The organism is Nocardioides panacihumi (genome assembly GCF_039530925.1).
GTDB classification, from domain to species: domain Bacteria; phylum Actinomycetota; class Actinomycetes; order Propionibacteriales; family Nocardioidaceae; genus Nocardioides; species Nocardioides panacihumi.
This window is the reverse complement of sequence record NZ_BAAAPB010000001.1, coordinates 1,654,660-1,680,680: the sequence shown is the minus strand read 5'-3', so window position 1 is coordinate 1,680,680 and position 26,021 is coordinate 1,654,660. Positions and strand designations below refer to the sequence as shown.

General features: G+C 70.7%; 20 protein-coding genes and 1 pseudogene. 2 read left to right on the top strand and 19 right to left on the bottom strand.

Annotated elements, in window-relative coordinates; genetic code table 11:
* Positions 1-98: 98 nt before the first annotated feature.
* The 6 genes and pseudogenes from ABD205_RS07850 to pdxH all read right to left on the bottom strand — a co-directional run bounded on the left by ABD205_RS07850 (position 99) and on the right by pdxH (position 7,582).
* Positions 99-548: a MarR family winged helix-turn-helix transcriptional regulator gene (locus tag ABD205_RS07850; RefSeq protein WP_344044122.1), complete on the bottom strand. Its 450-nt coding sequence runs from the start codon at positions 546-548 to the stop codon at positions 99-101.
* Positions 545-2,173, bottom strand: a complete 1,629-nt coding sequence (locus ABD205_RS07845) for an MDR family MFS transporter (RefSeq protein ID WP_344044120.1) — start codon at positions 2,171-2,173, stop codon at positions 545-547. Before ABD205_RS07845 ends, ABD205_RS07850 begins: the two co-directional genes overlap by 4 nt.
* Positions 2,174-2,570: 397 nt before the next feature.
* Positions 2,571-4,565, bottom strand: coding sequence for an ABC transporter ATP-binding protein (locus tag ABD205_RS07840; protein WP_344044118.1), 1,995 nt, complete (start codon positions 4,563-4,565; stop codon positions 2,571-2,573).
* Positions 4,565-6,299 (bottom strand): annotated as a pseudogene (locus ABD205_RS07835) (ABC transporter ATP-binding protein). The gene ABD205_RS07840 and the pseudogene ABD205_RS07835 overlap by 1 nt, the downstream one beginning before the upstream one ends.
* 1 nt (position 6,300) lies before the next feature.
* Positions 6,301-6,888, bottom strand: a complete 588-nt coding sequence (locus tag ABD205_RS07830; protein WP_344044116.1) for a TetR/AcrR family transcriptional regulator — start codon at positions 6,886-6,888, stop codon at positions 6,301-6,303.
* 49 nt (positions 6,889-6,937) lie between these two features.
* Positions 6,938-7,582: a pyridoxamine 5'-phosphate oxidase gene (pdxH, locus tag ABD205_RS07825; RefSeq protein WP_344044114.1), complete on the bottom strand. Its 645-nt coding sequence runs from the start codon at positions 7,580-7,582 to the stop codon at positions 6,938-6,940.
* 75 nt (positions 7,583-7,657) lie between these two features.
* On the opposite strand from pdxH, the gene ABD205_RS07820 reads away from it, so the two are divergent.
* Positions 7,658-8,758, top strand: coding sequence for a citrate synthase 2 (locus tag ABD205_RS07820; RefSeq protein ID WP_344044112.1), 1,101 nt, complete (start codon positions 7,658-7,660; stop codon positions 8,756-8,758).
* Between the two features lie 132 nt (positions 8,759-8,890).
* Here ABD205_RS07820 and ABD205_RS07815 read toward each other — a convergent pair whose 3' ends face one another.
* Positions 8,891-9,361, bottom strand: a complete 471-nt coding sequence (locus ABD205_RS07815) for a GNAT family N-acetyltransferase (RefSeq protein ID WP_344044110.1) — start codon at positions 9,359-9,361, stop codon at positions 8,891-8,893.
* Between the two features lie 46 nt (positions 9,362-9,407).
* Between ABD205_RS07815 and serC the strand changes: the two genes are divergently transcribed.
* The gene (gene serC, locus ABD205_RS07810; protein WP_344044108.1) at positions 9,408-10,523 is read left to right on the top strand and encodes a phosphoserine transaminase; all 1,116 of its coding nucleotides are present in this window, start codon (positions 9,408-9,410) and stop codon (positions 10,521-10,523) included.
* Positions 10,524-10,527: 4 nt separating this feature from the next.
* Here the strand turns inward: serC and ABD205_RS07805 are convergent, their stop codons facing one another.
* From ABD205_RS07805 to ABD205_RS07750, 12 genes are all read right to left on the bottom strand, one after another.
* Entirely contained in the window at positions 10,528-11,016 is a 489-nt protein-coding gene (locus tag ABD205_RS07805) for a macro domain-containing protein (protein WP_344044107.1), read from the bottom strand.
* Position 11,017: 1 nt separating this feature from the next.
* Entirely contained in the window at positions 11,018-12,040 is a 1,023-nt protein-coding gene (locus ABD205_RS07800; RefSeq protein WP_344044105.1) for a DNA topoisomerase IB, read from the bottom strand.
* Between the two features lie 45 nt (positions 12,041-12,085).
* Positions 12,086-13,081: a hypothetical protein gene (locus tag ABD205_RS07795; protein WP_344044103.1), complete on the bottom strand. Its 996-nt coding sequence runs from the start codon at positions 13,079-13,081 to the stop codon at positions 12,086-12,088.
* Positions 13,082-13,124: 43 nt separating this feature from the next.
* On the bottom strand, positions 13,125-14,330 hold the full coding sequence (locus ABD205_RS07790; RefSeq protein ID WP_344044101.1) for a class I SAM-dependent methyltransferase: 1,206 nt from the start codon (positions 14,328-14,330) through the stop codon (positions 13,125-13,127).
* A gap of 286 nt (positions 14,331-14,616) precedes the next feature.
* Positions 14,617-14,811 (bottom strand): hypothetical protein, encoded by a 195-nt coding sequence (locus ABD205_RS07785; protein ID WP_344044099.1) that lies wholly within the window; start codon positions 14,809-14,811, stop codon positions 14,617-14,619.
* 49 nt (positions 14,812-14,860) lie between these two features.
* Positions 14,861-15,277 (bottom strand): hypothetical protein, encoded by a 417-nt coding sequence (locus tag ABD205_RS07780; RefSeq protein WP_344044097.1) that lies wholly within the window; start codon positions 15,275-15,277, stop codon positions 14,861-14,863.
* 109 nt (positions 15,278-15,386) lie between these two features.
* On the bottom strand, positions 15,387-18,179 hold the full coding sequence (locus ABD205_RS07775; protein WP_344044095.1) for an FAD-binding and (Fe-S)-binding domain-containing protein: 2,793 nt from the start codon (positions 18,177-18,179) through the stop codon (positions 15,387-15,389).
* Positions 18,180-18,228: 49 nt separating this feature from the next.
* Positions 18,229-19,149, bottom strand: a complete 921-nt coding sequence (locus tag ABD205_RS07770; RefSeq protein ID WP_344044093.1) for a hypothetical protein — start codon at positions 19,147-19,149, stop codon at positions 18,229-18,231.
* Positions 19,150-19,514: 365 nt separating this feature from the next.
* Entirely contained in the window at positions 19,515-20,426 is a 912-nt protein-coding gene (locus tag ABD205_RS07765) for a hypothetical protein (protein WP_344044091.1), read from the bottom strand.
* A 75-nt stretch (positions 20,427-20,501) separates the two neighbouring features.
* Positions 20,502-21,419 (bottom strand): NUDIX hydrolase, encoded by a 918-nt coding sequence (locus ABD205_RS07760; RefSeq protein WP_344044089.1) that lies wholly within the window; start codon positions 21,417-21,419, stop codon positions 20,502-20,504.
* Between the two features lie 10 nt (positions 21,420-21,429).
* A complete protein-coding gene (locus ABD205_RS07755; protein WP_344044086.1) occupies positions 21,430-22,671 on the bottom strand; it encodes a geranylgeranyl reductase family protein in 1,242 nt (413 codons plus the stop codon).
* 144 nt (positions 22,672-22,815) lie between these two features.
* Positions 22,816-26,021: DNA-directed RNA polymerase subunit beta' (locus ABD205_RS07750; RefSeq protein ID WP_344044085.1), on the bottom strand; the 3,206-nt coding region annotated here is incomplete at its 5' end.

Genomic DNA, 26,021 nt, shown 5'->3' with positions numbered 1-26,021 from the left:
CCGGGTTGTGGCCCTCCGAGATCCGGGTTCTGACCCTGGCATGCAGGGCCCGCACCCGGATCTCGGAGGGCCACAACCCGGATCTCGGCGTTGAGCGGTCAGTCGAGGGACCGGTTGTAGTGGCCGAGCTGGCGGGCGAAGGCCTCCAGCTCGTCCACCGACCAGTCGCTCAGCCGGTCGTTGAGGGACACCCGTCGCTCCTGGTCGACCTCGGCCAGGCGGCGTACGGCCTCCGCGCTCGCTGAGACCAGCGTGGCCCTGCCGTCCGCCGGGTCGGGTGTCCGCTCGACGAGGCCGAGCTCCTCGAGGTGCTGGAGCTGGCGGCTGAGCGAGCCCTTGTCCATCCCGAACACCTCGACGATCGCGGACGCCCGCACCGGGCCGTTCTCAGCGAGCCAGCCGAGGATCAGGTACGACGCGCCCTGCAGGTCGCGGTGGATGGCGTGCGCCCGCTCGGCGATCGCACGCTTGAGCCGCCGCACGAGTACGCCGATCTCGTCCTCGATCGCCCGGACGGCGTCGATCCTGGCCACCGCGGAGCGGGTCATCGCCGGCCCAGCTCCCCCGCCTCGAGCTCGGCGGCGATCTCCATGTTGATCTCGGGCTCCTCGATCTTGTCGAGCGTGGTCCGCAGCCGGTTCTCCTTGATGAACGCGACCGTCACCAGGGCGAGCAGCGCGCACGGCACCGAGAACAGGAAGATCTGACCGGTCGCGTCGCCGAACGCGCCCTCGAACAGGTCACGCAGCGGCGCCGGGAGCAGGTGCACGGCCGGAAGGCCGCCGGCACCGAGGGCCTGTGCCTGCTCGGCCGTGACCTTGCCGCTCTGCACGAGCGCACCGATGCCGTCGGTCACGTGGGTCGTGATCTTGTGGGAGAGCACGGCGCCGAAGGCGCTGACGCCGATCGCGCCACCGAGCGTCCGGAAGAACGCCACCACGGAGCTGGCCGCGCCGATGTTGGCCTGGTCGACGTTGTTCTGCACCGACAGGATGAGGTTCTGCTGGGTGGCGCCGAGGCCGGAGCCGAGGACCAGCATGTAGAGGCCGACCAGCCACAGCGACGTCGCGTGGTCGATCGTGGCCAGCAGCGCGGAGCCGGCGGCGACCGCGGCCATGCCCGAGACGAGCCAGACCTTCCAGCGACCGGTGGCGCTGATCGCGCGGCCCGAGACGATGCTCGTGACCATCAGGCCGACGACCATCGAGAGCGACATCAGGCCGGCGTTGGTCGGGCTCATGCCGCGCGAGTTCTGGAAGTACTCCGAGAGGAACGTCGTCGCGGTCAGCATCACGACGCCGACCAGGATCGCGGCGATCGTGGCGAGGCTGATGGTGCGGTCCTTGAAGAGCTTCAGCGGGATGACCGGCTCGGCGGCGTACTTGCCCTCGACGACCGCGGCGAGCGCGAGCACGACGAGACCGCCGCCGACCATGAGGAGGGTCGTGGTCGAGATCCAGTCGAACTGCTGCCCCGCCAGCGAGACCCAGATGAGCAGGAGGCTGACGCCGCCCATGATGAGCACGGAGCCGAGGTAGTCGATCTTGACGACGCGCTTCGTGGTCGGCAGGTGGAGCTTCAGCTGCAGGACGACGAAGGCGAGGATGGCGAACGGCAGGCCGACGTAGAAGCAGCCGCGCCAGCCCAGCGGGCTGTCGACGATCACGCCGCCGACGAGCGGGCCGATGAGGGTGGCGAGGCCGAACGACGCGCCGATGTAGCCCGAGTAGCGACCGCGCTCACGCGGCGACACCATCGAGCCGATGATGATCTGGATCAGCGCCATCACGCCGCCGACGCCGAGGCCGGTGACGACGCGGGCCCCGATGAGCCAGGACATCGACTGGGCCATGCCGGCCAGGGCGGAGCCGGAGACGTACACGACCAGCGCGATCTGCATGAGCAGCTTCTTGGAGAACTGGTCCGCGAGCTTGCCCCAGATCGGGGTCGTCGCGGTCATCGCCAGCATGGTGGCGACGAGGACCCAGGTGTAGCCGGTCTGGCTGCCCTGCAGGTCGTGGACGATCGTGGGGAGCGCGTTCGTCACGACGGTGCTGGAGAGGATCGCGACGAACATCGCGATGAGGAGACCCGAGAGTGCCTCGAGGATCTCCTTGTGGGTCATGGGTGCTGCCGGCTGGGCCGGGGCAGCGGCGGCGACGTCCTGGGACATGCTTCTCGTTTCGGTGCGGTGCGGACGGGGATCTCAGTCATGTAAAAGGTTGCTTACCGCAACTATATTCCCGATCCGGCTCCTCCGGAAATGCGAACGACCCGCAGACGTGGCGCCCCGGAGGGCGCCGCACCGGGGGACGTGGTCCCGGTCGTCTGCGGGTCGGGTGGCTGGGTTGGATTCGCCAGCACCACTCGCTGCTTACGTCAGGCTGGGGCTGCTAGCTCCCCCGCCACCTCACGCGTCCAAGAAGAGTTCATTCCTCGGATCACCTCCTTTCCCGTGTACGACGACCGTACGCCGGGCGACCCCCGCCGCTCAACGGGTTAACGGGCGGACGTCATACGGAGTGGCCGTCCGGACGACCGACCCGTATGACGTCCGCGGCGGCGCAGGTTCAGGCGACCTGCTCGTCGTCCACCGGCGCGGCGAACTGCGACTGGTAGAGGCGTGCGTAGGCCCCGTCGGCCGCGAGCAGCTGGTCGTGGTTGCCCTGCTCCACGATCGCGCCGTCCTCCATCACCAGGATGAGGTCCGCGTCGCGGATCGTGGAGAGCCGGTGGGCGATCACGAAGGACGTCCGGTCGGTACGCAGCGCCGCCATGGCGTGCTGGAGCAGCAGCTCGGTGCGCGTGTCGACCGACGACGTGGCCTCGTCGAGGATGAGCAGCGACGGCTCGGCCAGGAACGCCCGACAGATCGTGAGCAGCTGTCGCTCGCCGGCCGACAACGAGCCGCCGTCGGCGTCGACGACCGTGTCGTAGCCGTCGGGCAGCGAGTGCACGAAGCGGTCCACGAACGTCGCCCGGGCGGCCGCGAGCAGCTCCTCCTCGGTGGCGTCGGGACGGCCGTAGAGCAGGTTGTCGCGGATCGTGCCCTCGAAGAGCCACGTGTCCTGGAGGACCATGCCGGTCTGTGCGCGCAGGAGCGAGCGTGGGATCTCGGTGACGTCCGTCCCGTCGAGCGTGATCCGGCCACCGTCGAGCTCGTAGAACCGCATCACCAGGTTGACCAGCGTCGTCTTGCCGGCGCCCGTCGGGCCGACGATCGCGACCGTCTGCCCGGGCTTCGCGACGAGCGACAGGTCCTCGATGAGGGGCACCTGCGGGTCGTAGGAGAACGACACGTGCTCGAACCGCACCTCACCACGGCGTACGTCGGGGAGGCTGCCGTTCCGCTCGGGCACCTGCTCCGGCGCGTCGAGGAGCTCGAAGACCCTCTCGGCGCTGGCGACACCGGACTGCAGCAGGTTCATCATCGAGGCCACCTGGGTGAGGGGCATGTTGAACTGGCGCGAGTACTGGATGAACGCCTGCACCTCGCCGATCGTCAACGCGCCGTGGGCCACCCGCAGGCCGCCGACGACGGCGACGGCGATGAAGTTCAGGTTGCCGATGAACATCATCACCGGCATCACCAGGCCGGACAGGAACTGCGCCTTGAAGCCCGCGTCGTGCAGAGCGTCGTTGCGCTCGGCGAACCGGGCCTCGGCGTCGGCCTGACGACCGAAGACCCGGACCAGCTCGTGCCCCGAGAACGTCTCCTCGATGTGGGCGTTGAGGTGGCCGGTCGAGCGCCACTGGTTGATGAACTGGCCCTGCGAGCGCTTCATCACGGTCCGGGCGACGAACATCGAGATCGGCACCGAGACCAGCGCGATGCAGGCGAGCAACGGGCTGATCCAGAACATCATCACCAGGATCGTGATGACGCTGACCATCGAGGTGAGCAGCTGCGACATGGTCTGCTGCAGCGACTGGCTGATGTTGTCGATGTCGTTGGTGACCCGGGAGAGGATCTCGCCGCGGGGCTGGGAGTCGAAGTACTCCAGCGGCAGCACGTTGAGCTTCTCCTCGACGTCGGCGCGCAGGTCCTTGACCGTCGTGTTGACCAGCCCGTTGAGCATCAGGCCCTGGAGGAACGAGAACAGGTTGGAGGCCACGTAGAGGCCGAGCACGAGGAGCAGGATCGCGCCCACCGCGCCGAAGTCGACGCCGTGGCCGGGGACCACGTGGTCCACGCCCGAGATCACGTCGGCCAGGCGGTCCTGACCCTCGGCCCGCAGGCTCGCCACGTAGGAGTCGACGCTGACCCCGGCGGGGATCTGGCGACCGATCGAGCCGGCGACGATCCAGTCGGTGGCGTGGCCGAGGAAGCGTGGCGCCAGCGAGCTGAGCACGACACTGACCACGGCGAGCGTGAGCAGCGAGGCGAGCTTGACTCGCTGCGGAGCCAGCCGGCCGAGCAGCCGCTTGGCCGACGGTCCGAAGTTGGACGCCTTCTGGCCGACCATGCCGCCCGGTCCGCGGCCGGGGCCGCCGGCCATCTGGATGCGCTCGGTGACCTTCATCTGCTGGCCCTGCTTGAGGCCCTGACTCTGGGTCGTGCTCATCAGGCCGCCTCCTCCGCGCTCAGCTGGGACGCGACGATCTCCTGGTAGGTCTCATTGCCGGCGAGCAGCTCGACGTGGGTGCCGCGGCCCACGATCCGGCCGTCGTCGAGCACGAGGATGACGTCGGCGTCGCGGATCGTGGAGACCCGCTGCGCGACGATCACCACGCATGCGTCGACGGTCTCCGGCTTGAGCGCGGCACGCAGCCGGGCGTCGGTCGCGAGGTCGAGCGCGGAGAAGGAGTCGTCGAACAGGTAGATCTCGGGGCGGCGTACGAGTGCCCGGGCGATGGCGAGGCGCTGCCGCTGGCCGCCCGAGAAGTTGGTGCCGCCCTGGACCACCGGGGCGTCGAGCCCCTCCTCGAGTGCCCGCACGAAGTCCGCCGCCTGAGCGACCTCGAGCGCGTGCCACAGCTCCGCCTCCGTCGCGTCGTCCTTGCCGTAGCGCAGGTTGGACCGGATCGTGCCGGAGAACAGGAACGCCTTCTGCGGCACCAGCCCCAGCCGGCTGCCGAGCGCCTCCGGGTCCCAGGCGCGGACGTCGACCCCGTCGACGAGCACAGTGCCCGCGGTGGCGTCGAACAGGCGCGGGACCAGGTTGAGCAGGGTGGACTTGCCGGCGCCCGTCGAGCCGATCACGGCGATCGTCTGCCCGCGGCTCGCGGTCAGGCTGATCTCGGAGAGCACCGGCTGCTCGGCGCCCGGATAGGTGAAGTCGACGCCGTCGAAGGTGAGCTCACCGCGGAGCGCCGACGTGGCCACGCCTGCGGCGGGTGGGACGACGGAGGGCTCGGTGCCGAGCACCTCCTCGATGCGGTCGGCGCAGACCGATGAGCGGGGCACCTGCATGAAGACGAACGTCCCCATCATCACGCTCATCATCACCTGCATGAGGTAGGAGAGGAACGCGGTCAGCGCGCCCACCTGCATCTGCCCGGAGTTGACGAGGTGACCGCCGAACCAGATGACGGCGACGGACGCGATGTTGACGATCATCAGCATCAGCGGGAAGAACGTCGCCAGCCAGCGACCGGCTCGCACCGAGACGTCGGTGAGCTCGTCGTTGGCCGTGCCGAACCGGGCCCGCTCGCGAGGCTCGCGCACGAAGGCGCGCACCACACGGATGCCCGTGATCTGCTCGCGCAGCACCCGGTTGAGCGTGTCGAGCCGCGCCTGGAGCTTCCGGAAGTTGGGGATCATCCGGGTCGCGACGATGCCGACGGCCAGGAAGAGCAGCGGGATGAGCACCGCGAACAGCCACGCCAGCTGGCGGTCCTGGCGCAGCGCCATGAACACCGCGCCGACCATCATGATCGGGATCTGCACGGCCATGCCGCAGAGCATGTACGCGAGCAGCTGGACCTGCTGGGCGTCGTTGGTGTTGCGGTGTGATCAGGCTGGGGGCGCCGAAGCGACCCACCTCGAACGCGCCGAAGCCACCGACGCGGTGGAACAGCGCTCGGCGCATGTCGCGCCCGAACGCCATCGACGCCCGGGACGCGAAGTACGACGCCGTGATCGCGCAGACGATCTGGGCGATGCTCACCACCAGCATCCAGCCGCCGGTGCGCAGGATGTAGCCGGTGTCGCCCGTGACCACGCCCTTGTCGATGATGTTGGCGTTGAGGGCCGGCAGGTAGAGGGCTGCCCCGGTGCTGACGAACTGGAGCACCACGATGATGGCGAGCCAGGGACGGTACGGACTCAGGTAGGTCCGCAGGAGACGCAACAGCACGTCAGTCCTTTCTGAGCATTCCGTGCAGGATGGTGTCGACGATCTGCTCGGGTGTGAGCACCTGGCCGTCGGCGATCTGTTCGTTGCTGCCTGCGAAGGTGAGCAGGCGAAGGGTGTGGACCAGCATCGCGGGGTCCACCGACAGTGCGTCGGCGTCGGGCTCGACGAGCTCGACGAGGGCGGCGCGGACCGCCCGCATCTCGGTCCGGCGACTCTCGGTGTGCGCGTGCTTCGGCGGCCCCATCTCCCCCATCGCGCGCATCAGCCCGAAACTGGCACGGAACCGCTGCTGCAGGATGCTGGTGATCTTGAGCAGCTTCTCGCGCAGCGGCTCGGCCGGGTCGATCTCGGCGATCCGGGCTGCGATCTGCCCGGGGTCGAACGCCCTCGCGACGGCCGCGTCGACCAGCGCCTCCTTCGAGTCGAAGACCCGGAAGATCGTGCCCTCCGCGACCCCCGCCGTCTCGGCGATGAGCCGCGTCGTCACGGCCCGGCCGTGCGTGTACAGCAGCGGCAGCGTCGCCGAGACCAGCGCCTCGCGACGCTCCTCAGGGGTGAGCGGACGTGCCCGCTCCCGTCGTCCTTCCACCCGGCAGACTCTAAATGAGTGAGCACTCACTCACAACTCTTTATCCGGATCAGGGGGCGAGACGCTCGGTCTCCCAGCCCTCCTCGGTACGCCGATAGGTCAGCCGGTCGTGCATGCGGCCCGTGCGACCCTGCCAGAACTCGAAGCGGTCCGGCCGGACCCGGAAGCCACCCCACTCGTCCGGCGTCGGCACCTCGCCACCGTCGAACCGGGCCGCGACCTCGGCGTACTCCGCGTCGAGCTCGGCGCGTCCGCTCACCACCGTGGACTGGTGCGATGCCCAGGCTCCGAGCTGTGAGCCCCGCGGGCGGGAGGCGAAGTAGGCGTCGACGTCGGCCCGGGGAAGCTCGGTCGCGTGGCCCTCCACCCGGACCTGGCGCTCGAGCGGGTGCCACGGGAAGAGCAGGGCGCAGCGCGGGTTGGCGAGCAGCTCGTGGCCCTTGCGGGAGGTGAGGTTGGTGTAGAAGACGAAGCCGTCCGGCGAGAAGCCCTTGAGGAGGACGAAGCGGACCGAGGGGGCGCCGTCTGGGGTCGCGGTGGCGACCGCCATGGCGTTCGGCTCGTGCAGCCCGGCATCGGCGCTGTCGGCGTACCAGCGACGGAAGAGGTCCAGCGGGTCGGCCGTGAGGTCGGTCTCGGCGAGGCCGCCGCGCGCGTAGTCCTCGCGGCGCGAGGCGAGGTCGTCGGAGGTCATGACGGCACCCTAGTGGCGCCCCCGCAGTCCCGGCGCGGCACAATGCGCGAGGACATGGAGTCGTGAGGAGCAGCAATGACCGAGGTACACCACGGGCTTGAGGGCGTCGTCGCGTTCGAGACACAGATCGCCGAGCCCGACAAGGAGGGCTCCGCACTTCGCTACCGCGGGGTCGACATCGAGGAGCTCGTCGGCCGGGTGCCGTTCGAGAACGTCTGGGGCCTCCTCATCGACGGCACCTACTCCCCCGGCCTGCCGCCGGCCGAGGCCTACAACCTGCCGGTGCACACCGGCGACGTCCGCGTCGACGTGCAGGCGGCGATCGCCATGCTCGCGCCGGCGTTCGGCTTCGGCCAGACCTACGACATCTCCGACGAGCAGGCGCGCGCGGACCTCGCCCGGGTCGCGGTCATGGTCCTGTCGTACGCCGGCCAGTCGGCCCGCGGCCTCCACCAGGCAGTCGTCCCGCAGCGCCTGGTCGACGAGGGCCGCACGCTGGCCGAGAAGTTCCTCATCCGCTGGCGCGGCGAGGCCGACCCGAAGCACGCACACGCGATCGACGCCTACTGGTCGTCGGCCGCCGAGCACGGCATGAACGCCTCCACCTTCACCGCGCGCGTCATCACCTCGACCGGCGCCGACGTCGCGGCCGCGTTCTCCGGCGCGATCGGCGCGATGAGCGGACCCCTGCACGGCGGCGCGCCGTCGCGCGTCCTCGGCATGATCGAGGAGGTCGAGAAGGCCGGCGACGCGCGTGCCTACGTGAAGTCGTTGCTGGACTCCGGCGAGCGCCTGATGGGCTTTGGCCACCGCGTCTACCGCGCCGAGGACCCGCGCGCGCGGGTGCTGCGTCGTACGGCTCGCGAGCTCGGTGCCCCGCGTTACGAGGTCGCCGAGGCGCTCGAGAAGGCAGCCCTCGCCGAGCTGCGCGAGCGGCGACCCGACCGCGTGCTCGAGACCAACGTCGAGTTCTGGGCGGCGATCGTCCTCGACTTCGCCGAGGTGCCGGCACACATGTTCACGTCGATGTTCACCTGCGCCCGCACCGGCGGCTGGTCCGCTCACATCCTGGAGCAGAAGACGACGGGTCGCCTGATCCGGCCGTCCGCCGTCTACACCGGCCCCGCCACCCGCCCGGCCAGCTCGGTCGACGGCTGGGACGACTCCTGGGCCTAGTGCCGAGTCGGCGCATCCTCGCACGCGAGAAGTGCCGAGTCGGCGCATCCTCGCACGCGAGCGCCAGCGAGCTGTGAGGATGCGCCGACTCAGCATCTGTGAGCTGCGAGGATGCGCCGACTCGGCGTCAGATCAGGACAGCCGCCTGCCGTAGCAGCGGTTGAGCGACGCCCCGGCGTAGTGGCCGAACCCCTCGATCGGCTCGTAGCCATGAGCCTCGTAGAGCGCGATCGCCTCGGGCTGCATCGACCCGGTGGAGAGGATGAGCGCCTCGATCCCGGCCGCGGCCGCCGACGACTCCAGGTGGGCGAGCATCCGCCGGGCCAACCCCCGCCGCTGGAGCTCGGGGACGACGTACATGCGCTTGATCTCCGCCGTGCTGGACGTGCCCAGCCGGTGCTCGCCGACGACACGCCAGGCGCCCATGGCCACGGGCGCGTCGGCGACGTAGCCGACGAAGAACGCCCCCGCGGGCGGTTCGAAGTCGGCCGGGTCGGTCGGGTCGTCGTCGCGGCCGCCGTACCGCTCGACGTAGAAGTCCTGGACGCGCTCGACCAGAGCGACGACATCGGGGTGGTCGTAGGACACCCGACGGATCTGCACGTGGACTCCTCGGTGGGGTGGCGGCGGCGCTTGCGAGAATACGGACATGGCCCTGCGCATCCCCGATGACCTCCTCCCCGCTGACGGACGGTTCGGGTCCGGTCCGTCGAAGGTGCCGGCCGGTCGCCTCGGCGCGCTCGCGGCGACCGGGGTGGACCTGATGGGCACCTCGCACCGGCAGGCTCCCGTCAAGCACGTCGTACGCCGCGTGGTGGACGGCCTCACCACGCTCTTCTCGCTCCCCAGCGGCTACGAGGTGGCCATCGGCAACGGCGGCTCCGCGGCGTTCTGGGACCTCGCGACGTTCGCGCTGGTCGAGCAGCGCAGCCAGCACGCGGTCTTCGGCGAGTTCGGCGCCAAGTTCGCCTCCGCCTCCCGCAACGCGCCCTGGCTGGGTGAGCCGACCGTGCTCACCGCCGAGGCGGGCGGTCTCGCGGTCCCCGTCGCAGAGGACGACGTCGACGTCTACGCCTGGACGCACAACGAGACGTCCACGGGCGTCGTCGCGCCGGTCGTCCGACCCGCGGGCGCCCGCGCGGGTCAGCTCGTCCTCGTCGACGCGACCTCCGCGGCCGGCGGCCTCGGCGTCGACATCGCCGAGACCGACGTCTACTACTTCGCGCCCCAGAAGTCGTTCGCCTCCGACGGCGGTCTGTGGCTGACCACCCTCTCCCCTGCGGCCATCGAGCGCGCGGAGCGGATCGCCGCGTCGGACCGTCACGTGCCCGCGTTCTTCGACCTCGTCGGCGCGTTGAAGAGCACCCGCCTCGACCAGACCTACAACACACCGGCGGTCGCGACGCTGTTCCTCATGGCCGAGCAGCTCGACTGGATGCTCGCCCAGGGCGGCCTCGACGCGATGTCCGCACGCACGGCCGCGTCGGCCGAGACCGTCTACGGATGGGCCGAGAAGGCGTCGTACGTCGCGCCCTTCGTGCCCGACCCGAGCCACCGCTCACCCGTGGTCGCCACTGTGGAGCTGGACGCCTCGATCGACAAGGTCCGGCTCATGGACGAGCTGCGGGCCAACGGCATCGTCGACCTCGACGCCTACCGTGGTGTCGGCGCCAACCAGCTGCGCATCGCGATGTACCCGGCCGTCGACCCCGCCGACGTCGAAGCACTCACGCGATGCGTCGACTGGGTCGTCGAGCGGCTCTGACCGGTCAGCCGAGCCGCTCCGCGATCAGGTCGTACGTCGGCCGGTCGAAGGCCACCATCCGCGACTCGGCCACCGCTGACCGCGCGGAGCGGAAGACCTCGAGCGCGGCGTCGACCGCGTCGCCCTTCGGCCAGCCGTAGACCCCTGCGCTGACCAGCGGGAACGCGACCGTGCTCGCCCCGAGCCCGTCGGCGACCTCCAGCGCGCGCCGGTAGCAGGACGTGAGCTGGTCCCGGCTGCCGTGACCGTGGATCGGGCCGACCACGTGGATGACCCAGCGCGCCGGCAGGTCACCGGCGGTCGTCCAGCCGGCGTCGCCGGTCGCGAGCCCGTGCGGGAAGCGCCGGACGCAGTCCTCCAGGACCGCCGGGCCACCCGCACGGTGGATGGCGCCGTCGACACCGCCCCCGCCGCGCATGGCGTTGTTGGCCGCGTTGACGACCGCGTCGACATCCTGGGCGGTGATGTCGCCCTGCACGACCGTGATCTCCACGTCACCCCTCCTGGGCCTCGTTGCGGATCAACCTCAGCGTCGCACGCTCCAGCGCGACCTGTCGCTCGTCCGGGGAGTCGAAGGTCCGCCGCACGGCCGCCCCGATGGTGCGGTCCTCCTCGAAGGCGGACACGACCCGCGGGTCGACGTACGACTTGCGGGCCAGGGTCGGGGTGTTGCCGAGGAAGTCGGCGACCTCGCGCATCGTCGCAGTCACGAGTCGCTTGGCGCCGGTCCGGGAGACGGCGCCGTCGGCCTCCTCGAGGCGTGCCGCCAGCCCCGCCGCGGCGAGCACGGTCGCGTGCCAGGTGCGGAAGTCCTTCGCCGAGGCCTCGACGCCGGTGACCTCGCGGACGTAGTCGTTGACCAGCGTCGGCAGGATCGCGCGCCACCGCCGGCCCTCGCGGAAGCCGAGCAGCAGCCCGTCGCCGCGGCGACGGCGCATCACGTCGAGCGCTTGGGTGACGAGCGCGTCGTCGATCTCGATGCGGTGGTCCACGCCCGACTTGCCCGTGAAGCTGAAGACCAGCCGGTCCTGCCGCCGCCGGACGTGACGACGCTGGAGCGTGGTGAGCCCGAAGCTCCCGTGGAGGTCGGCGTACACGTCGTTGCCGATGCGGAAGTAGCCCAGGTCGAGCAGCCGTACGGCGACCGCGCACGCCCGCTCGAGCGGCATCCCGTCCCGGCCGAGGTCGACGAGGATCCGCTCGCGCGCCTTGCCGAGGGCCTCGCCGAACACGAGCACCCGGTCGAACTTCTCCGCGTCTCGACGCGTGCGCCAGGCCGGGTGGTAGAGGTACTGCCGGCGGCCGGCCTCGTCGGTGCCGACGGCCTGCAGGTGCCCGTTGTCGTACGGCGTGATCCAGACGTCCTCCCAGGCGGGAGGGATCACCAGCGACCGGACGCGGTCCGCCTCGGACTCGGTCAGGCGCTCGCCATCCTCATCGAGGTAGACGAACCCCTTGCCTGCCCGGCGCCGCGTCCAGCCGGGCTGCTCGGGGGACGTGCGACGTAGCCGGGCCATGCGCCACGGTTGCCCCTTGCGCCGCACTGCATGCCCGCGCCGGTCTCAGCGCCTGCGGAACATCCTCAGCTGCAGCCCCGCGATGACCGCGACGACGGCTCCGCCGAACAGCCACGGCCACCAGCCGCGTTGCGACTTCACCTGACCCTCGGCAGGGTGCGCCGAGGGCTGCTGCCGCGTCGCCGGGTCCGGGCTCGGCTGCGCCGACGCGGCCCGGTCGCGCGCGCAGATGCCCGAGTCCGAGGAGCACAGGCCCGACTCGGCGAGCCGGAGGACGTCGGAGCCGATGCCCTCGCTGCTGAGGTAGATGGAGCCGTCGGTGGCGACCGCGAGCCCCTCCCCCTGCGGCTGGCTCGGCAGCGGCACGGGGGCCAGGCGCGAGAAGTCGGGGAACGAGTAGAGCACCGCGCCCGCGTAGCCGCGGATCAGCACATGCCGACCGTCGGGGAGGAAGGCGCCGTCGGTCGCCATCGGGAGGATGCCGTCCGCGACCTGCACCAGCCGGTTGGCGTGGTCGGCGCTGAGCTGTGCGGGCGCGGCGTAGACGGTGCCGCCGAACATGCCCTTGCTGACGACGTAGAGCCGCCCGTCGGGCGCGGCCAGCAGAGTCTCCGCGTCGTGGGAGCCGTCGGGGTAGGTCAGGTCGTAGATCGGCCCGTCCGAGTCGCGGTCTCCGCGACCGACGGGGACGCGTGTCACCTGGACCGAGTCGCGCGAGGCGCGGTTGTCGCCGATGTCGCCGACCCAGACGTCTCCTGGCCCGGCCGGCGCGAGCGCCTCGACGTCGTGGGCGTCGTCCGACCACGACGTGATGCCCACCGTGCGACCGCGGTCGTCGACGACGAAGACGCGGCCGGTGTCGCCGGAGTCGTTCGTCGTGACGAAGAGACCGGTGCCCGACCCCAGCGCGATCAGTCCGCTGGACTCGGTGATGCGCGTGTCCTGGAACGAGAACAGCACGTGGTCGTGGCCCGACGGGGCCGCGGCCGCGCCGAGCAAGAACGGGACGGCGACGAGGCCGAGCAACACCCGGCCCCACACGGTCCGAGGGTGTCGCGCCCTGGTGGTCGGTGAACACTGACCACTAGGCACCCAGGAGCTCCCCGAGCTTCGGCTTCAGGCCCCAGGTGGTGACCAGGTCGTCGTACTCCTTGCGGACCGAGCCGCCCTTGACGGGCGCGCCGGTGCGCACGGCACGCAGCATCGTGTTGCGCGGCGTGTGCTGGCTCTCCACGAACTGCACGACGTCGACCCGGTAGCCCGAGAGACGCATCAGCGAGGCACGCAGGCCATCGGTGAGGGTGTCGGCGAGGCGCTCGCGCAGGATGCCGTGCCGGGTGAGCATGGCGTACGGCGCCGGGGTCGGCGCCTTGCGGAGCTGGGCCGCGATGTCGTGGTGGCAGCAGGGTGCGGCGAGGACGAGCGGCGCCTCCCACCCGACCGCGCGCGCGAGCGCATCGTCGGTGGCCGTGTCGCAGGCGTGCAGCGCGAGCACGACGTCCGGCGGCTGCTGGAGCTGGACGTCGGAGATCGTGCCGGCCACGAACTCCGCGTGGATCCCGAGGTCGGCGGCCACCGCGCTGTTGTGGTCGCGCGACTGCTCCTTGACGTCGACGCCGGTCACGACGACGGGCAGCTCCCGGACGCTGGTGAGGTAGCGCTGCGCCGCGAACGTCAGGTAGCCGTTGCCGCAGCCCAGGTCGACGATCCGCAAGGGATCCTCCGCGGTCGGTCGCCTCACGTGACCCTTGCCGATCGCGTCGGCGACCGAGGAGTCGAGGAGGCGGAGGAACTCCTCGACCTGGCGGTACTTCGCCTGGCGGCTCGGCTTGAGCCGGCCCTCCTTGTCGGAGATCCCGAGCGCGACGAACACCGGGTCGTCCTCCGGGAGCAGCCGCGCCTTCGGCTGGTCGTGACCGCGCGACACCTCCACCGGGGCCGTCCGCGGGGTGGTGTTGACGACCGCCTCGAGCTTCTTCGTCACGCGCAGCGCGTGGTCCTCGGTGGTGGTGGAGACGTTCCAGTGGCCGAACGGCAGGTCGATGAGCTCGTCGACGGCCTGACGTGCGCTCTCCGGGTCGTGGTTGGCGGTGAACGCCTGCGTGGCGTCGTACGTCGTGATCTGCAGCTGGCGGCCGGCCTTCAGGTCGACGTACCGCATCTCCACGCGCCGCCACCGGGGCGGCTCCTCACCCTTCTGCCGACCGGACGCGACGGCCTTGACCAGCGCGTCGGGGTCCAGGATCAGACCGCGCATCCGGTTGAGCGCACGGAGCAGCGGCTCGGTCACTTCGTCACCTGCGCGATCACGACGATGATGAGGAGCACCACCAGCGCCGCCGGGATGAGGAGACGACGGTGGCGGGGGTTCACCCACCGGATTCTAGTGGGCCGACCAGGAAAGCCCCGATCCGCGCGGCGATGTCGCTGACGTCGCGAAGCGTCCCCTCGGCGATCGTCATGATGAGGTCGAACTTCCCGTCCTGCGTGGCGACCAGGTCACGGTCGTCGGGTAGACCTCGTCCCCGAACGCAGTCGCCTGTGCTCGGGCGAGCGTTGACTCGAGCAGCCCCACGTCACGGATTCGCGGCGCTCCGAGGGCTTGCTCGATGACCAGCAGGTCGTCGAGCGATCAGGGCGTCGCGCTTGCGGTCCCGCTTGGTGACGTACTCGTCGATCACCACGAGCACCGTCTCGTGCAGCGATCGTCCCTGACGTCCGGCGGTCTCGCGGAGCTTGGCGTCGAGGTCGGCAGGGAGGCGAAGCGTCATGGCCATCCTTCGAGGTATCGCCTGACACCACGTGCTGCCACGGCGTTGGTCACGCGACAGCGTCCAGCGGTAGCGGGGTGATCGCCTCATCGCTGGCGACGTGGATCACCTCCAGCGGGACGCCCGCAGCTGCCGCCTCGGCCGTGATCGCACCCGCCCAGGCACGGTCATCGGCGGAGACGGCCGCCGAGCCCGGGCGACACAGCAGGACGGCGATGGTCCCGTCGGGCACGAGCTCCTCGCGCACGCGGCGCCACACGTCGACGAGGTTGTGCACGAGATCGGGCTCGACCTCCGGAGGCCGGTCGCGGACGTCCTGGACGAGCGGGAGAGGGCACCGATCGGCGCCGACGATGACGAACCACAGATCGTGGCGCGCCCATCCGAGCGGGTGACAGATCTCGGTCCAGAACTTCTCGACATCGGCCTGGGTGCGCAGCACCCGGCGGATCGCTTCCTTGGTCATGGACCGACCCTCACAAGGACCGCCGACGGTCGCATCCGAGCACGGGCGTCCCTGGGGACGATGCTTGCTCAGCGGCCGCCTGTGGACGCCGACCGGCCCGGACCTGGCGTCAGAGGCGCGAGGCGAAGAGCTCGGCCAGGTGCATCGTCGGCACCTGCGCCAGGTCGTCGAGCTGCACCCGACAGGACATGCCGTCGGCGAGCACCACCGCGTCCGGCTGCGAGCGTACGGCGGGCAGCAGATGGGTCTCGGCGACGGCCACCGACACCTCGTAGTGCCCCTCCTCGACGCCGAAGTTGCCGGCCAGCCCGCAGCAGCCGGACACCTTCGTGACGCGCGCACCGGCTCGCTCGAGGAGCCGCTGGTCGGCCGCCCAGCCGAGCACCGCGTGCTGGTGGCAGTGCGGCTGCGCGACGATGTCGACGCCGGACAGGTCGGGCACCGGCAGGTCGAGCCGGGTCACCAGCTCCGCGAACGTCAGCATCCCGTCGGCCACCGCGCGAGCCTCCGGCAGCGCGGAGAGCTCCACGGAGTCCGACCGCAGCGTGGCCAGGCAGGACGGCTCCAGCCCGATCACCGGCACGCCCGAGGCGACGTACGGCGCCAGCGTGCGCACCGTCCGCTCCATGATCGAGCGGGCCTGGTCGAGCTGCCCGGTGGTGATCCAGGTGAGCCCGCAGCAGGCCTTCTCCGAGATGACGCGGACCGTCAGGCCCTGCGCCTCCAGGTAGCGGATGGCCGCGTGCGCCGATCGCGTGAAGAAGTGGTCGGTGAAGGAGTCCGCCCACACCCACACGTCCGGGGTCGCGGACGCGAGCGACCCCGTCGCCGCCGACCGCCTCAGGGTGACCGGAGCGAACAGCGGCACCGAGCGGCGCTGGTCGATCCCGGCCACCCGCTTCGCCAGCCAGGCGAGCGGAGCCAGCCGCATCAGCAGGTTGGTGATCCGAGCGAAGGGAGCCCCCAGGCGTGCCCAGAACGGCAGCCGGCCGAGCAGGTAGTGCGAGCGAGGCCGACGACGGCCGGAGTAGCGCTGGTGCAGCGCCTCCGACTTGTACGTCGCCATGTCGATGCCCGTCGGACAGTCGGACGCACAGCCCTTGCACGCCAGGCAGAGGTCGAGCGCCTCGCCGACCGCCGGGTCGCTCAGACCTCTGACGAGCGACCCGTCGAGCGCCTCCTGCAGCACGCGCGCGCGGCCGCGGGTGGCGTCCTTCTCGTCGCCGGTGGCGAGGTAGGACGGGCACATCACGCCGCTGGTGTGCGGCGCCACGCACTTGCCGACCCCGGTGCACCGGTGCACGGCCGCGCCGAGGTCTCCGTCGTCGTGGACCAGCCGGAGGGCCGAGCGTACGGAGGCGCGCGGCCTCACCGGACGCAGGTCGTCGGTGATGGACGCCGGCGCGACGATGTTGCCCGGGTTCATCAGGCCGTCCGGGTCCCCGACGGCCTTCGCCGCGCCGAAGAGGGCGATCGAGTGGTCGTCGTACATGAGCGGCAGCAGCTCCGAGCGCACACGCCCGTCGCCGTGCTCGCCCGACAGCGAGCCGCCGTAGTCACGCAGCTTCGTCGCACAGGCCGTCATGAAGTCGCGGAAGACCTGGGCCGAGGCCGGGTCGCCCGGCTCGAACGGGAAGTCGATCCGGCAGTGGATGCAGCCGTCGCCGAAGTGACCGTAGGGCACTCCCTGCAGCCCGTGCCCGGCCAGGATCTCGTCGAAGTCGCGCAGCCAGGCGCCGAGGTGCTCGGGCGGCACGGCCGCGTCCTCCCACCCCGAGTACGCCGGCGTGGGCAGCGAGCGGCCGGCCAGGCCGGCCCCGTCCTCGCGGATGCGCCACAGCGTGGCCGCCGCGGCCGTGTCGGTGATCAGCCGGGTGTCGAGCGCACCGCCCGCGACGCGCAGCCGCTCGACGAGGTCGAGCGCGTCCGCGCCTGCCACCTCGGCCATCAGCCACCCTCCGCCGCGCGGCAGCTCGGGGACCGCCCCACCGCGGGCACGCACCAGGTCGACGATCCGGGCGTCGATGCCCTCGCAGGCGATCAGCCGGCCCGGCGCGGCCGCCAGCAGGGCGGGCACGGCGTCCGCCGCCTCGTGCATCGTCGGGTAGCCGAGCACGAGCAGCAGTCGTCCCGGCTCGTCCCGGACCAGCCGCACGGTGGCCTCGAGGACCGTCGCGAGCGTGCCCTCGGTGCCGGCGAGGAACCGGTCGATCCGCCGGCCCTTCTCGGGGAGAAGGTGCTCGAGCGAGTAGCCGCTCACCTGCCGGCCGAAGCGGCCGAACTCGGTGCGCAGGTGAGCGAGGTTCGCGTCGGCCAGCGCGAGGAGGCCGGTCGCGGCGTCGCCGGCGGCCGGCCGACTGCCGTACGAGGCCACCTCGCCGCTCCCCCACACGACTCTCAGCGCCTCGACGTTGTCGACGGTCCTGCCGTAGCCGAGCGCCCGCGAGCCGCAGGCGTTGTTGCCGATCATCCCGCCGATGGTGCAGCGGGGATGGGTCGAGGGGTCGGGCCCGAAGCGAAGGCCGTACGGCGCCGCCGCCCGCTGCAGGTCGGCGTGGACGAGTCCGGGCTCGACCCGGGCTGTGCCGGCCTCCGGGTCGATGTCGAGGACCCGGTTGAGCAGCCGGGTGTCGACGACGATCCCGCTGCCGACGGCGTTGCCGGCGATGCTCGTCCCGGCGCCACGGAGGGTGACCGGCACGCCGAGCGCTCGCGACGCCTCGTGGACCGCGATGAGCTCGTCGGTGTGATGTGGCTTGACGACGACCTGTGGCACGACCCGGTAGAGCGAGGCGTCCGAGCTGTAGAGCGCCCTCGCGAGCACCGAGTCGTCGACTCCGCTGATGCCCCGGCTGCGCAGCTCGGCGGCGAGGTCGAGGGCAACGGCGGTCACGCGTGGCATTCTCCCAGACCCGCCCCGGCCATCCGGACGAGGCGGATCAACGTGGACGTCAGTGGCTCACCGTCATTCGCGAGATCCCCGAGGCGCCGTGCTGCTTGATCTGCGCCCAGGCGATCCACGGGCCGTTGGCGTACGCCACGCTGTGGCCGAGCTGCTCCCCGAGCCGGACGAGTGCACCCGTCCGCGGCCGGTACACGTACTCGCCGGGATCTTCGTCCCCGTTGCCCGACCCGTTGCCCCAGGCGATCAGATTGCGGCCGACACCGAGCGCCATGGTGTCGGCACCGCCGTGGTGCATGACTATCCCGGTGATCTTGCCCGTCGTCAGACCCTCGACGTACAAGCTCGACCGCGTGTCCGACTCCTTGACCACCCAGGCCAGGTGGGTCCGCGACGCGGCCAGCGCCGTGACCCACTGACCGGACGCCAGCCGGAACCGCTGGACGACCGACTCGGCACCAGTGGGCGTGCGCGAGATGATCCGGACGTCTCCCTTGGATGGGTCGGCCAGGTGTTGGCGTACGACGAAGAGGCGTCGACCGTTGGTGGCGGGGAGCGCGCCCTCGAGCACCCGCGGGCGCGCAGCCGACCCGTCCAGGTCGTCGTACAGAACCCGGGTGTCCTTCGCGTCTCCTCCGGGAGGGACGGCCGGCCAGTACACCCGGCTGCCGAGCACGACCGGCACGGTCTCGCCGAAGGCCCACCTCAGCATCCTCTTGCCGTACACGGCTGCGGAGTCGGCGACCAGCGTCCGACCGCGGCGCCCCATCTCGGCTGCATAGATCCGCCAGTCACTGTGGAACAGGTCCGTGCTCGTCGTCTCGACCCACGCGACGTTTTCACCGTCGATGGTCGCGCCGGCGATCTGGTGAGGGGGCGTCTCCCGGTCGGCGTAGTCGAACGGCTCGAACCCGGACTTCGTCACCCAGCCGAGGTGATCTGTGCCGATGAGAGCGTCCTTGTCGTTCACCACCATCCGGCTGCCGAGCAGCCTGCCATCCGGACCGAGAAAGATCGCGCTGGTCTGCTCGGCCCGTGTGATCCGCGACGTGACAGTCCGCGCTCGACGCGATGCGTCCGACGCCCTCGAGCTCGCCGACGCCGTGTCGAGCCAGCGCTCCACCACCAAGCCTGTTGGCGGACGAACCCCCAAGGTCGGCGGCGTAGGCGTGGGCGACGTCCATGCACCACCCGAGGCCGAAGGTGCGGTCGGAGCACTCGACGTCGGAGACGATGCCGATCCTCCCGGGTGCGCTTCGCCCGGCCGGTCAGTCGTGGCGCAGGCGGCCAGAGACGTGAGGGTCGCCAGCACGGCGAGCGAACGAACGGTCCTCATCAGTACGCGATGCCGTTGTTCTGGAGGTACGTGGTCGTGAACGTCGAGGTCACGTCCGAGAACGTCTTCGCCGCTTGCGTGAAGTAAGGGGTGGACGCGTCGGCGAACTTCACGGTCGCCCCCGAGTTCGCGTAGCCGTACGCCAGGATCCAATGCCCGATGTTCAGGGTCTTCGGGTGGTGGTTGTACTGACGAAGCCCCTTGAACTCCACCGTGTCCGCCGCCAACGGCATCCGGTTGCTCCCGATGCTCTGCCTCAGCGCGGACTTCATCAGCGTCGCCGACGGCCGATCGACCTGCACGTAGTAGTTCGAGCCGCGCCACCGGTTCACGCCGCGGACGAAGCCGCCGGACGCCCACGGGGTGGCACCGTTCGACTCGGTGTCCATGTGGACCGGTCCCGCGAGATGCCCCTGCGCGAAGGAGGCGCCGTTGTAGCGGCTGGCGATGGCGCCGTTGGTGATCTTGATGAGCATCGCGCCGGTGGCAGGCCCGCAGTAGTAGCTCTTGATCTGCGCGTAGTAGGTCAGCGGCAGCGTCCTGCTCGCAGGGGGCGCGGCCGCTGCGGCGAGGGCGGACGTACTGCCCGACGCCGCCGTCGTTGTCGTCAGCGCCTGATACCCCTCCGGCTTGCTGATGCCGTGCGCCGCGCGCCACGACGCGGCCGCCTTCTCGTACGCCTCCGGCGAGACGTCGCCGTCGACCGCACGCTGCCAGAGCTCGGTCAGCTTCACCTTCGCGACCGAGTCCGGGTTGTCCGCGAACTCCGCCGCCGGCGACGACACGTCACCACCGGTGACCGTCCCGGGCACACCGGGTCCGTCAGCGAGGGCCGCGGGCGAGTGAAGGGCGAGGCCGGCCGAGATGAAGCCGGCTGTGGCGAAGCGCATGACCCCGAGAAAGAATGGCACGCAAGACCCCTAACCCCAATGTGTTGTGCATCCAAGGATGACCGAAGCACACCCCCGCACGCAAGAGGGCGGACGTCAGGCGGTGCGACGCGTGTACGCCGCCAGCGCGGTCGTGACCGTGCCGGTCACGACCAGGTCGGTGACCGAGGCGAGCGGCACCCAGGCGACCGCGTCCGTCGTCCCGCCCACCTCCACCACCCGCGGATCCTCGCCGGAGGCCACGGTCCCGACGAAGATCAGATGGATGCCGTGGAACTCCTCGAGCCGCCCACTCGGAGCGACGCCGGTGAGCGCGATGTCGTGCACCTCGAGCGGATCACCGAGGGTGACCGCGAGGCCGGTCTCCTCGTAGACCTCGCGCACCAGCCCGGCGCGCGGGTCCTCCTGGAAGTCCAGGCCGCCGCCCGGCAGGTGCCACTTGCCCCCGTGCACGGCGTGCGGCGCGATCCGGGTGAGCAGCATCTCCTCGGCGCCTGCCGGACCGCGCAGGATGAGCGCGTACGTCGCCACCCGCTGCACCCGCGCGATGCGGTGCTGCTCGAGTGCCTCGAGCACGAGCGGCAGCGTCGGCACCACGCCGGAGAGCACGTCGGCGACCGGCAGCCACGCGGCCTCGGCCGTCGATCCGTCGACCTCGACGGTCTTGGGCTCGGGCGAGTCGAGCGGCACCCAGCCGTCGTACACGATGCGCAGGGCGTGGGCGTCGACGTTGCGTCCGCGACGCCAGGTGTTCGCGCGGTAGGCGGAGAGCACCCAGGCCGTCTCGCCGACGCTGACCTCGAGCCCGGTCTCCTCGTAGACCTCCCGCACCACCGCGGCGCGCGGGTCCTCCCCGTGGTCGAGCCCGCCGCCGGGCAGGGTCCACAGCGGCGACTTCGCGAGCGTGTCGGAGAGCCGGCTCAGGAGGATGCGGTCCTCGCGGAGGATGACGGCGTACGCCGCCACGCGCTGCACCTGGGGCAGCCGGCGTCGGCGCGGCGAGCCCGGGCTCATGCCGCGCCGCTCATGAGAACGGCGGCCGGTGGTCTCGGGCGACGGAGCGCCGCCCGGCCCAACGCCACACGCGCGCCGCCCGGTCGCGGTCCTCGTCGGTGACCAGGTTGCCCATCCAGCGCAGCGCGAGTGTCATCAGCAGGTCCGAGCGCATGCCGACAGGGCCGAGTGCGGCGACCAGACGCGGGTTGGTGGCGATGCCGGCGAGACGGCGTGCGATCGAGAACGCCTCGCCGTAGTGGTCCCGCAGCAATGCGGGCCAGACCGTCGACAGGTCCTCACTCTCCTGGAGGACCTCGGCCACGAGTCGACCGGTCTCCAGGCCGTAGTCGATGCCCTCGCCGTTGAGCGGGTTGACGCAGCCGGCAGCGTCGCCGATGAGGGCCCAGTTGGGCCCGGCGACGCCCGTGACGGCGCCGCCCATCGGCAGCAGCGCGGACGCCTCGGCGCGCAGCTCGCCCTCGATCCCGAACGCGTCGCGGATGGACTCCGCGTAGAGCCGCATGAGGGGCTTGATCGCGACGTCGGCGGGCCGCTTCGCGGTCGCCAGCGTGCCCGCGCCGAGGTTGACCTCGCCGGTGCCGAGCGGGAAGACCCAGCCGTAGCCGGACAGGACCTCGCCCTGCTCGCCACGCAGCTCCAGGTGGGAGCTGATCCACGGGTCGTCCGTCATCGCCGACGTCACGTAGGAGCGGCCCGCGACGCCGTACACCGTGTCGCGGTGCCACTCGCGCCCGAGCAGCTTCCCGAGCGGGGAACGCACGCCGTCGGCCACGATCAACCGACGGCAGGCGACCTCGACCTCGCCGGCCGGCGAGCGGAACACGACGGCCGAGACGCGGTCGCCGTCACGGTGTACGCCGACCGCCTTGACGCCGTCCACCGCCGTCGCCCCCGACTTGATCGCGGTGGTCCGCAGATGGTCGTCGAGCTCGGTGCGCGCGACCGCCGAGCCCCAGCCCGGCAACGAGCCGGTCGGCCAGGGAAGCTCCAGGGTCTGCCCGAAGCCGTGCGCCCGCAGCCCGCGGTTGACCGGGTGCGCGCGCAGCCAGTCCTCGAGCCCGAGCCTGATCAGCTCGTCGGTAGCCCGGGGGGTGAGGCCGTCGCCGCACGTCTTGTCGCGCGGGAAGACGGCCATGTCGGCGAGCACCACGTCGAGCCCGGCTCGCGCCGCCCACGCCGCCGCTGCGGAGCCCGCGGGGCCCGCGCCCACGACCAGGACGTCGGTCGATGCGGGCAGCTGGGCGGTCATGCTCCCATCCTTCCAGACACCCTCAACGTCGAGTCGGCGCATCCTCGCACCCCCGAAATGCCGAGTCGGCGCATCCTCGCACTCACGGTGCGAAGATGCGCCGACTCGAGGCTCTGACGACGCGAGGACGCGCCGACTCGGCCCTCAGCTCTGGTACTGACCGAAGTCGAAGTCGTCCAGAGCGACGGCCTGGCCGCCACCGTTGCCGAACTCGTAGTCGTACGTGTCGTAGCCCGTGACGGAGTACGCCGCGGCGCGAGCCTCCTCGGTCGGCTCCACCCGGATGTTGCGGTACCGCTCGAGGCCGGTACCAGCCGGGATCAGCTTTCCGATGATCACGTTCTCCTTCAGACCGCGCAGCGAGTCCGAGCGACCGTTGATGGCCGCGTCCGTGAGCACGCGGGTGGTCTCCTGGAAGGAGGCCGCCGACAGCCACGACTCGGTCGCGAGCGAGGCCTTGGTGATGCCCATGAGCTCGGGACGACCCGAGGCCGGCTTGCCGCCCTCGGACACGACGCGACGGTTCTCGACCTCGAACAGCGCCCGGTCGACCAGGTCGGACGGGAGCAGGTTCGTCTCGCCCGACTCCAGCACCGTGATCCGGCGCAGCATCTGCCGCACGATGATCTCGATGTGCTTGGCGTGGATCGCCACACCCTGGCTCTTGTAGACGCCCTGGACCTCGTCGACGAGGTGCTTCTGGGTGCTGCGGACACCGAGGATGCGGAGGACCTCCTTCGGGTCGGGCGTGCCGACCGTCAGGGTGCGACCGACCTCGATGTGCTCGCCGTCGGCCACGTTGAGGCGGGCACGACGCGACACGACGTACTCGTTGACCTCGTCGCCGTTGTCCGGGGTGACCAGGACCTTGCGGGCCTTGTCGGTCTCCTCGATCTGGACGCGGCCGGCGGCCTCGCTGATCGGAGCGACACCCTTCGGGGTGCGCGCCTCGAACAGCTCGACGACGCGGGGCAGACCCTGCGTGATGTCGTCGGCCGACGCCACACCACCGGTGTGGAAGGTACGCATGGTCAGCTGCGTGCCGGGCTCACCGATCGACTGGGCGGCGATGATGCCGACCGCCTCGCCGATGTCGACGAGCTTGCCGGTCGCCAGCGAGCGGCCGTAGCACTTCGCGCAGGTGCCGGTCACGGCCTCACAGGTGAGGACCGAGCGGACCTTGACCTCGGCGATGCCGGCCTCGACCAGCTCGGCGATCTGTACGTCGCCGAGGTCGGTGCCGGCGGGTGCGATGACCTCGCCCGTCTGCGGGTGGACGACGTCCTCGGCCGCCGTACGGGCGTAGGCCGTCGTCTCGACGTCCTCGTTCGTGATGTCCACGACGAAGCCACGCTCGGTGCCGCAGTCCTCCTCGCGGATGATGACGTCCTGCGACACGTCGACCAGACGACGGGTCAGGTAGCCCGAGTCGGCCGTACGAAGTGCCGTGTCGGCCAGACCCTTGCGGGCACCGTGGGTCGAGATGAAGTACTCGAGCACGGAGAGACCCTCGCGGAAGTTGGCCTTGATCGGCCGCGGGATGATCTCGCCCTTCGGGTTGGCCACGAGGCCACGCATGGCGCCGACCTGGCGGATCTGGTTGAAGTTACCCGAGGCACCCGAGATGACCTGCATGTAGATCGGGTTGCGGCGGTCGAAGGCCTTCTCCATGGCCTCACCGACCTCCTTGGCCGCCTCGGTCCAGATCTCGACGAGCTCCTGACGGCGCTCCTCGTCGGTCACGAGACCGCGCTCGAACTGCTTCTGGATCTTGGTGGCCTTGTCCTCGTAGCCCTTGAGGATCTCGATCTTGTTGGCCGGCGTCGTGACGTCGTCGATCGAGACCGTGACACCCGAGCGGGTCGCCCAGTGGAAGCCGTTGTCCTTGAGCGCGTCAAGGGACGCCGCGACGACGACCTTGGGGTAGCGCTCGGCGAGGGCGTTGACGATGGCGCCGAGGCGCTTCTTGCCGACCTCCTCGTTGACGTACGGGTAGTCCGCCGGCAGCGTGTCGTTGAAGATCGTCCGGCCCAGGGTGGTGTCGAGGATGATCGTGTCGCCCTCGGCGTAGCCCTCGGGGGTCTCCCACTCCTCCGGCGGGACGATGTCGTCGAGGCGGATCCGCACCTTGCTCTGCAGGGTGATCTCACCGCGGTCGAACGCCATGATCGCCTCGGCCGGCGACGCGAACGAGCGGCCCTCGCCGGGCTCGCCGTCACGGTCGGAGGTCAGGAAGAACAGACCGATGATCATGTCCTGCGACGGCATGGTCACCGGACGGCCGTCGGACGGCTTCAGGATGTTGTTCGTCGACAGCATCAGGACGCGGGCCTCGGCCTGCGCCTCCGCGGACAGCGGCAGGTGGACAGCCATCTGGTCGCCGTCGAAGTCGGCGTTGAAGGCGCCACACACGAGCGGGTGCAGCTGGATGGCCTTGCCCTCGATCAGCTGCGGCTCGAACGCCTGGATGCCGAGACGGTGCAGCGTGGGCGCACGGTTCAGCAGCACCGGGTGCTCGGTGATGACCTCTTCGAGGACGTCCCACACGACCGGGCGCGCACGCTCGACCATCCGCTTCGCGGACTTGATGTTCTGCGCGTGCGACAGGTCGACGAGGCGCTTCATCACGAACGGCTTGAACAGCTCCAGCGCCATCTGCTTGGGCAGACCGCACTGGTGCAGCTTCAGCTGCGGACCGGAGACGATGACCGAACGACCCGAGTAGTCGACGCGCTTGCCGAGCAGGTTCTGACGGAAACGACCCTGCTTGCCCTTGAGCATGTCGGAGAGCGACTTCAGCGGCCGGTTGCCCGGGCCGGTGACGGGGCGACCACGACGGCCGTTGTCGAACAGCGAGTCGACGGCCTCCTGCAGCATCCGCTTCTCGTTGTTGACGATGATCTCGGGCGCGCCGAGGTCGAGCAGTCGCTTGAGGCGGTTGTTGCGGTTGATGACGCGGCGGTACAGGTCGTTGAGGTCGGAGGTCGCGAAGCGACCACCGTCGAGCTGCACCATCGGGCGCAGGTCCGGCGGGATGACCGGGACGGCGTCGAGCACCATGCCGATCGGCTTGTTGCCGGTCTTGCGGAAGGCGTCGACGACCTTGAGGCGCTTGAGCGCGCGGACCTTGCGCTGGCCCTTGCCGGTCGCGATGGTCTCGCGCAGCGACTCGACCTCGGCGGCGATGTCGAACGTCTCGAGGCGCTTCTGGATCGCCGTGGCGCCCATGTGGCCCTCGAAGTACTTGCCGAACCAGTTCTTCATCTCGCGGTAGAGGAGCTCGTCGCCCATGAGGTCCTGGACCTTCAGGCTCTTGAAGGTGTCCCAGACCTCCTCGAGGCGGGCGATCT